Here is a 12842-nt window from a genome sequence, read left to right on the forward strand (position 1 = left end):
AAGTCCGGGACCAACAGGAGAGACGATGATGAAGAAGATGATGCTCGGGGCGGCGGCCCTTGCCCTGATGGCGGGCGGCGTGTCGGCCGAGGAAGTGAAGCTGCAGCTGAAATGGGTGACGCAGGCGCAATTCGCCGGTTACTACGTCGCCGCCGAGAAGGGCTATTACAAGGACGAGGGCCTTGACGTCACGATCCTGCCGGGCGGCCCCGACATTGCCCCCGAGCAAGTGATCGCTGGCGGTGGTGCCGATGTCATCGTCGACTGGATGCCGCCGACGCTCGCCGCGCGCGAAAAGGGGCTCAAGCTCGTCAACATCGCGCAGCCCTTCAAGCATTCGGGCATGATGCTGACCTGTCTGAAGGAATCGGGCGTTGCCACCACCGCTGACTTCAAGGGCAAGACATTGGGCGTGTGGTTCTTCGGCAACGAATATCCGTTCCTGAACTGGATGTCGAAGCTGGGCATCCCGACCAAGGGCGGCGCCGATGGCGTCGAAGTGCTGAAACAGGGCTTCAACGTCGATCCGCTGTTGCAAAAGCAGGCCGCCTGCATCTCGACGATGACCTACAACGAATACTGGCAGGTGATCGACGCGGGCATCAAGCCCGAGGATCTGGTGACCTTCAAATATGAAGACGAGGGCGTCGCGACGCTCGAAGACGGTCTTTACGTGATGGAGGACAAGCTCGCCGATCCGGCCTTCAAGGCGACGATGGTGAAGTTTGTCCGCGCCTCGATGAAAGGCTGGAAATACGCCGAGGCGAACCCGGATGAAGCCGCGGAAATCGTTCTGGAAAACGACGAGACCGGGGCGCAGACCGAGGTGCACCAGAAGCGCATGATGAGCGAAGTGGCGAAGCTGACGGCGGGTTCGAACGGCGCGCTGGATGTGGCCGATTACGACCGCACCGTGGCGACGCTGATGGGTGGCGGCTCGGATCCGGTGATCACCAAGACCCCCGAGGGTGCCTATACGCTCGACATCACCAACGAAGCGCTGAAATAAGCGCCATCGCATGTGCATCGGGAAGGGCGCCTTCGGGCGCCCTTTTCGTCAGAAGACGATGAACTCGGCCGCTGTCAGATCGAGATCGGTTGAGAGACGCGCCACCAGCACCCTTGCGCCCGCCGCCGCTTCGGGCGCAAGGGCTGTCAGATCAATCGTGTCGAAAGGCGTGGCCCCGCCTGCGATGTCGCGGTCATAGATCACCCAGGCGGCGCCGCTGTCCACGGCGCCCGAGTCGCTGCGGGGCGCTCCGATCAGGATGTCGCCGAAGCCGTCCCCGTTCACGTCGCCCGCGGCAGCAAGGCTCGCACCAAGGCAGCTGCCATCCGCCGCGCCCTGGATCACGAAACCCAGATCCGGGGAGAGCGTGGCCGGATCAACCCGGTTCGGGAATGCCGATGTGGCCTGACCAAAGATCACCCATACCGCGCCATCGCTGGAGGCCCCGATCATGAGGTCGTCGCGCCCGTCGCCGTTGATGTCACCCGCTGATGCGACGCAGCAACCGAACCCCCCGCCTGCCACGTCGTCGTGCAGGACAATGCCCTGATCCGACCTCAGGGCCGAGAGATCGACATCCCGCGTCACCGCGTCCTCCCGCGCTCCGATCCGCTGCGCGCCTTAGGGGAAATCCCTCGTTTTGATGGCAGATACACACGCATTGGTTGTGAATTTGCGCCTCCGTTCACGTTCCGACAAGGATTCTTTAACCCTCCCCGGATCGACACCGCTGCAGGTTGAAAAATATGCATCGCGATGTGAAATTCGGGGTCGCATCAAGGATTCGGTGGCAACTCGGGTGTAATCAGGAGGTGCGAGACCGGCCTCGGTCCCGTCTCAGGAGGACTTTCGCGTGACGAAACCGCAAGCTGTCGGTCCGTGCGTGCTCCCGCGCATCTTGCGCGAGGGGGGCCGGATGCGGTGGCCTTGCGGTTGGATGGCCCGGCGATGATGGATTTTCCTGCCTTTCTGGCCAGTGGTTTTGGCCCCGAAGCAGATCTTCTGCCCTGCGGGTTGCTGCTCACGGATGCCGAGGGGACGATTCTTGCCGCCAATGCAACGCTCTTGCGCTGGCTTTGCCAACCCGCTGGGGCGGTGATTGGCGCGCGCAGTTTCGCGCAGCTTCTGGCAACGCCGGGGCAGCTCTACTGGAAGACGCATCTGTGGCCGAAGCTGCGGCTGAAGGGCCATATCGACGAGGTGACGCTGCCCCTGCCCGATGGCACGGGGGGGCTGCGGCATTGTCTGCTCAGCGCGCAGATCTCGGCGGAGGGCGGGCATATCGGTTATGTCCTTTTCGATGCGGCGCGGAAGTATCAGCATGATCAGGATCAGGCGCGTTCGGGGCTGGTCGCACAGCTGCGCGACCGCTGGCTGGCGCAGATCGAGCGCATGGCCGGGGTCGGGGCCTTTGCGCTCGATCCCGAGACGGGCCAGATCGAGGCCTCGGATCGGGTGTTCCAGATGCTTGGTCTTGTTCCTGACGCGGGGCTGACGCTGGACCAGATGCTGGAGCGGTTCGTCTCTGCCAAGGTCCGCACGGCGATCCGGGCTGATCTGGCGCGGCTCGCTCGCACGCAGGAGCCGCTGGCACAAGAGGCCGTTCTGGCCACCCCCACCGGCGAGCTGCGCCGGGTGCAGTTGCAGGCCGAGGGGGAATGGCTGGGCGGGCAGATGGTGCGCATTGCCGGGGTGCTCAACGATGTGACCCGGATGCACGAGGATCAGCAGCGGCTCTGGCAGGCCGCGAATATCGACGACCTGACCGGACTCGCCAATCGCCGCCTGTTCCATCGTCGCCTGCAGACCGCGTTCGACGGTGGGCCCTTCGCGCTGGTGCTGCTCGACATCGACGATTTCAACGCGGTGAACGATATGCTCGGTGCCGATGCCGCGGACGAGATTCTGCAGGATGTGGCAGTGCGGCTGAGCGGGCTGGTGGGCGCTGCCGGGTTGGTGGCGCGGCTGGGGGGGGACGAATTCGCGCTGCTGCTGTCTGCGGCGAATGCCGATGCCATGGCCGAACGCCTCGCTCACGAGGCTCGGGCGGCATTGGCGCAACCCTTCGATGTGGCCGCGACAAAACTGACCGCCTGCATCGGTCTTGCGACCTTTCCTGCCGATGGCACCGATGCCGAGGGGCTTTTGCGCTGCGCCCGTCAGGCTTTGACCGAGGTGAAATCGGTTCGGCCTGGCTCGGCAGCCTTTCTGCGTGGCCCGCTGCGGGCCCGCATCGATGCCCGTCGCAAAGCCATCGCCTTCGTGCAGGAGGCGGCGCGCGACGGTCGTATTCTCGCCTGGTATCAACCCAAGGTGCGGCTCGATACACGCCGCATCGTCGGCTACGAGGCGCTGGCGCGGATTCGCAGCCCCGATGGACATATCTGCACCCCCGAGGTCTGGGGGGCGGCGCTCGACGATGTCGATTGCGCGCGGCTGGTGGATGGCAACGTACTCGACGCGGTGCTGGCGGATCTGAAACGCGACGCGCCGCGGTTGATGCGGGTGGGGGTGAACTTCTCTGAAGCCTCGCTCCGGGGCATGAATTTCGCCGAACAGATTCTGGCGCTGATCGCGGCGCGGGGCCTGTCTCCGAAGCTGATCGAGCTGGAAGTGGTCGAGACCGTGCTGCTTGGTCAGCGCGCCGACGTGCTGGCGCAGGGCTTTGAACGGCTGCGGGCCGAGGGGATGCGGATCGCCCTGGATGACTTCGGCACCGGTTTTGCCTCCCTGTCGCATCTGCGGGATTTGCCGATCGACCGGATCAAGCTCGACAAATCCTTCGTGCTTGGCCTTTCGGGCGATCACCGCAACGCCGCAATCCTGCGCGCGATTCTCGATCTGGCGGCGGTGCTGGGGCTGGAGACCGTGGCCGAGGGGATCGAGAGCGACAAGGCCGCCACCTATCTGCGCGGGCTTGGCTGTCTGGAGGGGCAGGGCTTCCGCTTCGGCCCCGCACAGCCGTTCGACGCGCTGCCGCCGCCGGGCAAGAAACTCTGAACCTTCGTGAAGAGAGTGACGAGAAACGCGGGTCTTAAAGGCTACGCAAAGTTCTGCGTTCCGGCCTCTAACTCATTGTCTGGAAACGGCTTGGTGGAGCTGAGGGGGATCGAACCCCTGACCTCATCATTGCGAACGATGCGCTCTCCCAACTGAGCTACAGCCCCTCGCCGTGTGGGGGTGTTTCGCCCATGGCACGGGTATTGTCAAGCGCCCCAAACCACCCGGCGCAGAAAATTTTTCATCTTCTCAGGCCCGCGCCCCCAGCTTGCCGCGCACGAAGTCGACAAGCTCGTTTGCCGACCGGGCGCCGGCGGCCCGCGCCACTTCGCGGCCCTTGCGAAACAGGATGAAGGCAGGGATGCCCTGAATGCGGTGGCGTTGCGCGGCACCCGGATGCGCCTGCGTGTCGATCTTCGCAAGCCGCACCTGACCGGCGAGCGTCTCCGAAGCGGATTGAAACTGCGGCGCCATCTGCCGACAGGGACCGCACCAGGGCGCCCAGAAATCGACCAGCAGGGGAACATCATCGCGCTCCGCCTTGGCGAGTGTCGCCGGATCGATCTCTGCGACCTTGCCAGCCATCAGACCGGCGCCGCAGATACCGCATTTCGGCCCCGCCGCAAGCTTGTCAGACGGCACCTTGTTCGCCTGCCCGCAGGCTAGACAGGTCAGTCGCATCGCTTCCGCCATTTCGGCCTCCATCATATTCGCGTTACGGAATATATTGGGGCGACGGCCGCCGATTTCAAGACTGCGGGCCGTCGCCCATCGCGTCGCGCCAGTGACGGCGGCAGAGCGAGACATAAGTTTCGTTGCCGCCGATCTGCACCTGAGCGCCGTCGTGCAAGGCCCGGCCATCCGGCCCCATCCGCACGACCATCGTTGCCTTCTTGCCGCAATGGCAGATGGTGCGGACCTCGCGCATTTCATCGGCCAGCGCCAAAAGCGCCGCAGAGCCGGGGAAAAGCTGGCCACGAAAGTCGACGCGCAACCCGTAACACATCACCGGCAAGCCCAGATCATCCACGACCCGGGCCAGTTGCCAGACTTGCGCCTCGCTCAGGAATTGTGATTCGTCGATAAACATGCACGCGAAGGGCCCGGAATCGAGCCGCGTCTTGCACAAATAGAACATATCGGTTTCGGCGGTGAAACAGGTGGCCTCGGCCGAGATGCCGATGCGGCTGCCGATCTTTCCGGGGCCCGCCCGGTCATCGAGACGCGCCGTGACCAGAAAGGTCTGCATGCCGCGTTCGATGTAATTGTAGGAAGCCTGCAAGAGCGCGGTGCTCTTGCCAGCGTTCATCGTCGAGTAGTGGAAGTAAAGCTTGGCCATGGCGCCTTTTGCGTCAGCCTGCCCAGGCACGCAAGAGCGGAGGCGGGGGCGCAGGCCCCCGCATCAGGTTTCAGTGACCGCGCTGCGCCCGCGCCGGACGCTTCGGCGCCGCCTGACCGCCCGTGGGGGCATGGCCTTCGGGGCGACCGCTGCGTTTTGCCGCCGGTTTCGCCACAGCTTTGGCCTCGGGCTTGCGGGCCGGTTTCGCCTCGCCCTCGCGGGCGGGCTTCGGCCCTTGACCGCGATGCGGTTTCTTCTGCTGGTTGCTGCGCCCCGGGGCCGGACGCGAGCCGCCCTCGGCATGCGCTTCGCCGCCGATCACCGGGATCTTCGCCCCCATCGCAGCTTCAATCGCGCGCAGATCGCTCATCTCGAGCGGGCCGCAGAACGCGACCGCGCGCCCGTCACGCCCGGCCCGCGCAGTGCGGCCGATGCGGTGGACGTAGTTTTCCGGCACGTTCGGCAGGTCATAGTTGTAGACATGCGCGACCTGCGGAATATCAAGCCCGCGCGCCGCCACATCGGTCGCCACCAGCACCTGCACTTCACTGGCGCGGAACGACGAGAGCGCCCGTTCTCGCTGCCCCTGGCTTTTGTTGCCGTGGATCGCGGTGACCGAAAATCCCCATTTTTCCAGCAGTTTGGCGAGCTTGTCCGAGCCATGCTTGGTGCGGTTGAAGACCACCGCCAGCTCGCCCGGATGGCGCGAGATATACTCGGCCAGCAGCGCCGCCTTTTCGCCCTGGGTGGTGAAATGCACGCCCTGATCGATCTTTTCGGCGGCCTTGCCGGGGGGGGCGACCTCGACCCGGATCGGGTCCGAGAGGTAGCTTTCCGCAAGTTCTTCCATCAGCTTCGGCATCGTGGCCGAGAACAGCAGCGTCTGCCGTTCGGCCGGGATCAGCTTCGCGATGCGGCGCAGCGCATGGATGAAGCCGATGTCGAGCATCTGGTCCGCCTCGTCGAGGACAAGGTATTTCGTCTCGCTCAGCACCAGCGCGCGGCGCTCGATCAGGTCGATCAGGCGGCCCGGCGTGGCGATCAGCACGTCGCAGCCCTTGGAGAGTTTCTCCGACTGCACGTTGATTGACGCGCCGCCGACGACGCGCTGGATGCGCACCGGGGCGCCTTCGGCATAGGCGGCGAGGTTGTCGTGGATCTGCGTCGCCAGTTCGCGGGTCGGGGCCAGGATCAGCGCGCGCACGGTTTTTGGGGCGGGCCGTTTGCCATAGGCGAGGATGCGCGTCAGCATCGGCAGCCCGAAGGCGGCGGTCTTGCCGGTGCCGGTCTGGGCGAGGCCAAGGATGTCGCGACCGCGCACGATGTGCGGGATGGCTTTCGCCTGAATCGGCGTGGGTTTGGTCAGGCCAAGCCCGGCCAGATTTTTCAGGAGCATCGGCGCAAGGCCGAGGTTGTCAAAGGTTTCCAAGAGGTTCGTCTTTCGTGGCGCAGATGCGCGCAAAGGATCATGCCCCCGGGCGGGGGCGGTGGCGGGCGGGCGGTGCAAGGCGTTGCACCCGGCCCCCCGCGTGAATGTGAGGCCAATTGTCCCGATCGTGCTTCCATGCGGAAAGCGGCTGCTCACGCGGCAGCGAAGGCGGGATGAGTGTCACATGGGCGCGGATCGCCTCAAAGTCAAGGCAATCCGCAAAATCTTCGTCAATCTGCCTTTGGCACCTGCGCCGATTGATCAGGCGCGGTCGGCCGTATCCATCCAGATCGTGACGGGGCCGTCATTGAGCAGGCTGACCGCCATGTCGGCGCCGAATTCCCCATTTGCGACCGGCAGGCCGAGATCGCGCAGAAGGTTCGAAAACTTCAAGTAGAGCCGGTTGCCCTCGTCCGGCGGGGCCGCGGTGGAGAAGCCCGGGCGGTTGCCGCGCGAGGTGTCGGCGGCCAGGGTGAACTGGCTGACCACAAGGCAGGCGCCGCCGATATCAGTGACGGAGCGGTTCATCTTTCCGGCCTCGTCCTTGAAGATGCGCAGTTTCGCAATCCGCCCGGCAAGCTTCTCGGCCTCGGTCTCGGTATCGCCCTGCATGGCACAGACAAGGATCAGCAGACCCTGTTCAATCTCGCCCGTAACCCGATCATCGACTTCGACTTTTGCGCGCCGGACGCGCTGGATGAGCGCTCTCATTTCAACTCCTCCGCCCAGGGCGGGTTGGCGCCCGCGCGGCTGACGGTGATGGCTGCGGCGGCATTGCCCAGTTTCAGACAGGCCGAGATCAGCGCGGCATCGGCGGTTGCAACCTCGGCTTTCGTCAGCTTGCCCGTCCGGTCGAGCGCGGCCAGAACGCCCGCGTTGAACGTGTCGCCCGCGCCGACGGTATCGACGACCGTGACCTTGTGGGAAGGTTCGAAAAGGGAAAGTCCGGCGCTGAAGGCATGGGCTCCGGTGCCGCCCTCGGTGACGAAGACGAGCTTCGTGCCGCGGGCCAGAAGACCGCGGGCGAGCGCCTCGATCTCGCCCGGGCCTTCGAGCCAGCGCAGATCCTCGTCCGAGACTTTCACGATATCGGCCAGCGCGATCATCCGGGTCAGGCGCGCGCGATAGGCGGCTTCGTCGCGGATGAATCCCGAACGGATGTTCGGGTCGAGCATGATGACGCGGGTGGCTGCCTCGCGCGCCATCAGCGCCTCGTAGGTGCCGCCGCAGGGATCGACGGGCAGCGAGATGCCGCCGAAGAACATCGCCTTGACTGCGGCTGGGATGGCCGGAAGGTCGGCGGGTGTGATCAACCGCCCGGCGGTATTTTCGTCGTAAAATGCGTAGCTTGCGTGGCCATCGACAAGTTTGACGAAGGCCAGCGTCGTCGGCCGGTCGGAGCGGATCGAGAGCCCTGCATCGACCTTTGACGCGGCCAGCGTCTCGATCAGCACCTCGCCGAAAAGATCGGTCGAAATCCCCGACAGGAACCCGGCTTCTGCCCCCAGACGGCCAAGTGCGATCGCCGTGTTGAACACCGACCCGCCCGCATAGGGCGCAAAAGCTGCCTCGCCCGCCGTGCTTTGCCGCGGCAACATGTCGATCAGCGCTTCGCCACAACTCAGGATCATCATTCTCTCCCCGTTTGGCGAGACATAGCGCCTGACGGGGCGGGGCGCAATAATTCAGTATTGTTGATTATTGTAAAGCCAGACCCCGAGGCCGACGGCAATCGCTGCCAGAATGACAGCAAAGGCGATCTTCCAAGCCGACCAGGGCCGGTCGCCGCGCACCTGACCGGTCTGGGCGTTGACGACGAAGCGATAGGAGGTGTCGCGATATTTGTAGGCGGCGGTCCAAATCGGCAGCAGGATGTGCTTGAAGGTCTCTGCCGAGAAGTCGGTGTTGATCGAGGCCACGCGTTGCTTGTCACCGCCGATATCGCGGCGCACATCCATGTCGATCACCCGTGCCATTTCGGTGCGGGCCTGATCATGCCCCTCAGCGAGCGCGACCGTGTAGCCTTCGGCCTCGAAACCGGCAAGATAATCCGGGCTGTACGGCGTCAGAGCCGACAAATCCCACGGTTGCAGCGCCGCCATGTAGGCGGGCGGCAGCGAGCGCGAGGCGTAGATCACCACATCGTCGAAGTCGCGCGCGACCCGGCCCGCGACCGGGGTCCAGTTGACCCGCCGCACCTGCTCGGTTCGGGTCTCCCAGCGTCCGTTCACCTCGACCTGCACTTGCTCGGTTTCGTAATAGGCATCCCCGCGCGCACCAGTGTAATAAGAGCGGGTCTCGGCGTCGAAGGTCCAGAACGGCGCATAGACGCCGGTCATCTTGCGCCCCTTTCGGGCATATTGCGTCAGCCCCGAAGGCGCGAACCAGAGCCCGGCCAGCCACTTGCTCAGCGCCGCATGGGCCTCCGCCTCGGTCAGGGCAAAAGGCACCACGCCCTGCGGCTTGATCTGCCGCATCAGGCCCGTGTCGGTCACCACCGGAGTTGCACAAAACGGACATTGGCCCGCATGATTTGCCCCGGTTATCTCGATCAAAGCAGCACAATTCGGACATCTGAGGGTCCGGCTGTCTTGCATGGCATCGCCCGGAAGCCGCGCCAAGAGACCCGCCTCGAGCGGCAGTTCCACCAGCCCCGACTGCCCCCGTCCAAGCGCCCGCGGGATCGCCTGTTCATGGCCGCAATGATCGCAGAGGAGCTTTTCCTGACCGGGCGCGAAGCGCAGATCGGCGCCGCAGGCATCGCAGGGCGTGTGATGCTCGGTCTTGGTGCGGGTGACCTTGGGCAGGGCCATGGCTTACACCCCGGGCGGGGGGGGCGGCGGCACGGTGGCGAAGAGCGCGGCAAGTTCCGGAAGGTCGGCGGCGGCTTTCCAGCCCTCCTGACCCGGCGCCCAGACGAGGCTTGCCCGGGTGAAGCCGCCCGCGGTGATCATCGCGGCGAGCTGCGCGCGGGCAAAGGGGCCGGTCGTCTGCCCGTTTGCCGCCACATGCCAGACGGTCTCGCTGGGCGGCGGGGGAGGCGGCGGCGGCGCCATTGCCGCGGGTGCAGCGGCGGGCGCGGCGGCCGGGGCTGCCCCCCAAGGCCCGGCGGCCATGTTCATGCCCATTCCTGCCCCCATGCCCATTCCCATCGCCGCGCCCATCGGGTTGCCCGGCTGCGACACCGCCTGCGCGGCGTTGAACTGCATGTACCGGTTCAGATCGCCCACAATCCCCATCGAGGTTCGCTGATCCAGAACCTTCTCGACTTCCTCGGGCAAGCTGATGTTTTCGATATAGAATTCCGGGATCGACAGGCCATAGGCCTTGATCACCGGATCGATGGCGCCCGCCACCAGCTTGCCCATGTCGGCCGTGTTCGCCGCCATGTCGAGCACCGGGATCTTTGCCGAGGCCATCACCCGCGAGAATTCCTGCACGATCACGTTGCGGATCTGGAAGCTGATCTCGTCGGCGGTGAATTCGCCATCCGTGCCGACGATTTCCTTCATGAAAACAGCCGGTTCCACGACCCGCATCGCATAGGTGCCAAAGGCGCGCAGCCGCACCGGGCCGAATTCCGGATCGCGGCAGGTCACCGGGTTCTTCGTGCCCCATTTCAGATCGGTGAAACGGGTGGTGTTGATGAAATAGATCTCGGACTTGAAGGGCGACTGGAAGCCGTGGTCCCAGTGCTGCAGCGTCGTCAGGATCGGCATGTTGTTGGTTTCAAGCTGATAAAGGCCCGGCCCGAACACATCGGCAAGCTGGCCTTCATGCACGAAAACCGCCGCCTGACCCTCGCGCACGGTCAGCTTCGCGCCGTATTTGATCGCATGGCCCTCGCGCTCGAAGCGCCAGACCATGGTGTCGCGCGTGTCATCGACCCAATGGATGACGTCGATGAATTCGCCGGTGAGGAAATCGAGAATGCCCATGGGTCCTCTTAGCTGCCGCCGGTCAGTTCGGTGGCGATATCGGTGATGATCGGCCGCGCCTCGGCTTCGGTCATGCCGGGGCGCAGGCGCGGGTCGTAGAGCATCTGCAACAGAAGCTCGTCATGGCGGGTGAGCAGCGCGAATTCCTCGTCATCGTTGAAGATCGAGGGCCGCGCATTCGGATAATCATTCGCAAGTCCAAGACCTTGCGCCAGTTCCTCATGCACGCAGGAGCGGCGCAGAAGATCCGGGTGCTCGGCGCGGATCACCGCGACGGCATGGTTGTAGGCGGGGGCATCGCCCTCGGAGAAGGCGAAGACGACGCAGAAGGTCGAGGGCGCAAGATTGGTGATCGCCGAGACCGAGGCGGCGTCGATGCCCGGCACCAGCTGCATCAGCCGCGGTGCCAGCGCGCGGCGTTCGTCCTCGTTCACCACCAGAACGTCGAAATTCCCGCCCTCTTTCACCACCGAGACCGGATGGCGCGTGGCCGAGGCCAGCTGGCCCGCATAGGCCGAGATCATCGCCTGATCATGGGCCCGCTGCGCCAGCGGCACCGAGTCGCCGAAGCTGACCTTCATCTGCACTGGCACTTCCCAGCGCCGCAGCCGCGAAGCCCGGGTCTGTGCGATGTAAGTGCCTGCAAAGGCAGAATATTCGTCGTAAAGGGCGATGTGGATGAAGTTGTCGATCAGCTGATGCGTGGCAAAGGGCGCATCGCGCGGGGCGACATCGACACGCATCAGCCCGCGGCTGCGCAGCGTCGCCTCGACCTGACGGTAATAGGCCTCGACGGCAAGGCTTTCGGGGCTGCGCGGACTGACCGAGACCGGCGCGACGGGGGCCGGTTCGGGGCGGGGGGACCGATCCATCCCGGCCCCCGGCCCGTCGAAACAGCCCGAGAGCGCCGTGCAGAGCGCAAGCACCCCCGCAAGCCTTTGACCTTGCTTCATTCCTTGGCCTGCACCGGCTTTGCACGCGCCGCAGACAGGGTTTCTCGTAGCGTGCTTTCCAAGGTTTTCAACTCGGCTTCGGCCTCGGCGCGATGCCGCTTGCCCTCGTCGGCGATGCGCAGACTGTCCTCGATTGTCGCGATCAGCTCGGCATTGGCGCCGCGGATCGCCGCGATGTCGAAGACGCCGCGCTCCATTTCCGTGCGCACCGTCGCATTGGCCTCGCGCAGGGTCTTCGCATTCGCCGCCAAGAGCTCGTTCGTCAGATCGGCCGCCTCTTTCACCGCTTTCGCCGCATCGGCCGAGCGCTGGATCGTCACCGCCTGCGCCAGCTGCGTTTCCCACAGCGGCACCGTGTTCACGAGCGTCGAATTGATCTTCGTGACGAGGCTCTTGTCGTTTTCCTGCACGAGCCGGATCGAGGGCAGCGACTGCATCGTGACCTGCCGCGTCAGCTTCAGATCATGCACGCGCCGTTCCAGATCGTCGCGCGCGGCGCGCAGATCGCGCAGCTCCTGCGCCCGCAGCAGCTTGTCGGCCTCCGAGGCAGCAGCGACAGCCGCCTCTTTGGCGGGGATGTCGGTGCGGTCGGTTTCGGCGATCTTCGCCTCGCCCGCGGCGATGTAAAGCGCCAGTTCGTCGTAGAATTTCAGGGTCTTTTCATAAAGCCGATCCAGCGCCTTGATATCGACCAGAAGCCGCTGTTCATGCCCCAGCAGCGCATCAGTGATGCTGTCGATCTGGCCCTGCACCTCTTCGTAGCGGGCGACGAATTTCGCAAATGGCGCGGCGCGGCCGGTCAGCTTGTCCCAGATCGAGCGTTCGCGGCGCACGTCCAGCTCTTCCTCGGAAAAGCCGCGGATCGTCGTCACCAGCGCCGAAAGGCTGTCGCCCGCCGCGCCCAGATCCTTGGCGCGGACATCGGCCAGCATCTCCTGCGAGATCGCCTGCAACTCGACCTGCGCCTTGGTGCCGAACTGGGTGATCGAGCCGGTGTCGCGCAGATCGATTTCCGCCATCCGGGCGCGGATCGCCTCGGCCACGGGCGGCGGGGCTTCGGACAGCGGCACCGGCGGCGGGGCGGGCTCGGCCAATGGCGTCGCGGTGATGGTTTCAATCTCGGCAAGCGCCTTGGCTGCCTCGGCGCGGACGGTCTCGGTCATGCTCACCCCCT

Annotated in this window: 12 protein-coding genes and 1 tRNA gene; 2 read left to right on the forward strand and 11 right to left on the reverse strand. The window is 65.1% G+C overall.

What is annotated here, in order from left to right:
* The first annotated feature begins 28 nt into the window (after positions 1 to 28).
* A complete protein-coding gene (locus ACTTAI_RS07005; RefSeq protein ID WP_444455706.1) occupies positions 29 to 1009 on the forward strand; it encodes an ABC transporter substrate-binding protein in 981 nt (326 codons plus the stop codon).
* A gap of 48 nt (positions 1010 to 1057) precedes the next feature.
* Here ACTTAI_RS07005 and ACTTAI_RS07010 read toward each other — a convergent pair whose 3' ends face one another.
* Complete coding sequence (locus tag ACTTAI_RS07010) at positions 1058 to 1597, reverse strand: integrin alpha (RefSeq protein WP_444455072.1); 540 nt, start codon at positions 1595 to 1597, stop codon at positions 1058 to 1060.
* A 360-nt stretch (positions 1598 to 1957) separates the two neighbouring features.
* Between ACTTAI_RS07010 and ACTTAI_RS07015 the strand changes: the two genes are divergently transcribed.
* Positions 1958 to 4009: a putative bifunctional diguanylate cyclase/phosphodiesterase gene (locus ACTTAI_RS07015; protein WP_444455073.1), complete on the forward strand. Its 2052-nt coding sequence runs from the start codon at positions 1958 to 1960 to the stop codon at positions 4007 to 4009.
* Between the two features lie 91 nt (positions 4010 to 4100).
* On the opposite strand, the gene ACTTAI_RS07020 is transcribed toward ACTTAI_RS07015, so the two are convergent.
* The 10 genes from ACTTAI_RS07020 to ACTTAI_RS07065 form a co-directional block, all read right to left on the reverse strand.
* Positions 4101 to 4176 (reverse strand) — tRNA-Ala (locus tag ACTTAI_RS07020).
* 82 nt (positions 4177 to 4258) lie between these two features.
* Positions 4259 to 4702 carry a thioredoxin family protein gene (locus ACTTAI_RS07025; RefSeq protein ID WP_444455074.1) on the reverse strand — a complete coding sequence of 148 codons (444 nt, stop codon included), beginning with the start codon at positions 4700 to 4702 and terminating at the stop codon, positions 4259 to 4261.
* 55 nt (positions 4703 to 4757) lie between these two features.
* Positions 4758 to 5348 carry a thymidine kinase gene (locus ACTTAI_RS07030; RefSeq protein WP_444455075.1) on the reverse strand — a complete coding sequence of 197 codons (591 nt, stop codon included), beginning with the start codon at positions 5346 to 5348 and terminating at the stop codon, positions 4758 to 4760.
* A 70-nt stretch (positions 5349 to 5418) separates the two neighbouring features.
* Positions 5419 to 6777 carry a DEAD/DEAH box helicase gene (locus tag ACTTAI_RS07035; RefSeq protein ID WP_444455076.1) on the reverse strand — a complete coding sequence of 453 codons (1359 nt, stop codon included), beginning with the start codon at positions 6775 to 6777 and terminating at the stop codon, positions 5419 to 5421.
* Between the two features lie 261 nt (positions 6778 to 7038).
* Entirely contained in the window at positions 7039 to 7488 is a 450-nt protein-coding gene (dtd, locus tag ACTTAI_RS07040) for a D-aminoacyl-tRNA deacylase (RefSeq protein ID WP_444455077.1), read from the reverse strand.
* On the reverse strand, positions 7485 to 8408 hold the full coding sequence (locus ACTTAI_RS07045; protein ID WP_444455078.1) for a carbohydrate kinase family protein: 924 nt from the start codon (positions 8406 to 8408) through the stop codon (positions 7485 to 7487). Before ACTTAI_RS07045 ends, dtd begins: the two co-directional genes overlap by 4 nt.
* Positions 8409 to 8462: 54 nt before the next feature.
* Positions 8463 to 9590, reverse strand: a complete 1128-nt coding sequence (locus tag ACTTAI_RS07050; protein ID WP_444455079.1) for a primosomal protein N' (replication factor Y) - superfamily II helicase — start codon at positions 9588 to 9590, stop codon at positions 8463 to 8465.
* Positions 9591 to 9593: 3 nt separating this feature from the next.
* Positions 9594 to 10715, reverse strand: a complete 1122-nt coding sequence (locus ACTTAI_RS07055; protein ID WP_444455080.1) for an SPFH domain-containing protein — start codon at positions 10713 to 10715, stop codon at positions 9594 to 9596.
* Between the two features lie 8 nt (positions 10716 to 10723).
* Positions 10724 to 11668, reverse strand: a complete 945-nt coding sequence (locus tag ACTTAI_RS07060) for a DUF2927 domain-containing protein (RefSeq protein ID WP_444455081.1) — start codon at positions 11666 to 11668, stop codon at positions 10724 to 10726.
* Positions 11665 to 12831 carry a toxic anion resistance protein gene (locus tag ACTTAI_RS07065; RefSeq protein WP_444455082.1) on the reverse strand — a complete coding sequence of 389 codons (1167 nt, stop codon included), beginning with the start codon at positions 12829 to 12831 and terminating at the stop codon, positions 11665 to 11667. Before ACTTAI_RS07065 ends, ACTTAI_RS07060 begins: the two co-directional genes overlap by 4 nt.
* Positions 12832 to 12842: the final 11 nt, after the last annotated feature.

Source organism: Rhodobacter capsulatus, from assembly GCF_052363175.1.
Lineage (GTDB): Bacteria > Pseudomonadota > Alphaproteobacteria > Rhodobacterales > Rhodobacteraceae > Rhodobacter > Rhodobacter capsulatus_D.

Excerpts from the sequence above, each read along its gene's own strand:
- ACTTAI_RS07005 (WP_444455706.1), top strand. The coding sequence starts at position 29 with ATGAAGAAGATGATGCTCGGGGCGGCGGCCCTTGCCCTGATGGCGGGC.
- ACTTAI_RS07015 (WP_444455073.1), top strand. The coding sequence starts at position 1,958 with ATGATGGATTTTCCTGCCTTTCTGGCCAGTGGTTTTGGCCCCGAAGCA.
- ACTTAI_RS07025 (WP_444455074.1), bottom strand. The coding sequence starts at position 4,702 with ATGGCGGAAGCGATGCGACTGACCTGTCTAGCCTGCGGGCAGGCGAAC.
- ACTTAI_RS07030 (WP_444455075.1), bottom strand. The coding sequence starts at position 5,348 with ATGGCCAAGCTTTACTTCCACTACTCGACGATGAACGCTGGCAAGAGC.
- dtd (WP_444455077.1), bottom strand. The coding sequence starts at position 7,488 with ATGAGAGCGCTCATCCAGCGCGTCCGGCGCGCAAAAGTCGAAGTCGAT.
- ACTTAI_RS07045 (WP_444455078.1), bottom strand. The coding sequence starts at position 8,408 with ATGATCCTGAGTTGTGGCGAAGCGCTGATCGACATGTTGCCGCGGCAA.
- ACTTAI_RS07050 (WP_444455079.1), bottom strand. The coding sequence starts at position 9,590 with ATGGCCCTGCCCAAGGTCACCCGCACCAAGACCGAGCATCACACGCCC.
- ACTTAI_RS07055 (WP_444455080.1), bottom strand. The coding sequence starts at position 10,715 with ATGGGCATTCTCGATTTCCTCACCGGCGAATTCATCGACGTCATCCAT.
- ACTTAI_RS07060 (WP_444455081.1), bottom strand. The coding sequence starts at position 11,668 with ATGAAGCAAGGTCAAAGGCTTGCGGGGGTGCTTGCGCTCTGCACGGCG.
- ACTTAI_RS07065 (WP_444455082.1), bottom strand. The coding sequence starts at position 12,831 with ATGACCGAGACCGTCCGCGCCGAGGCAGCCAAGGCGCTTGCCGAGATT.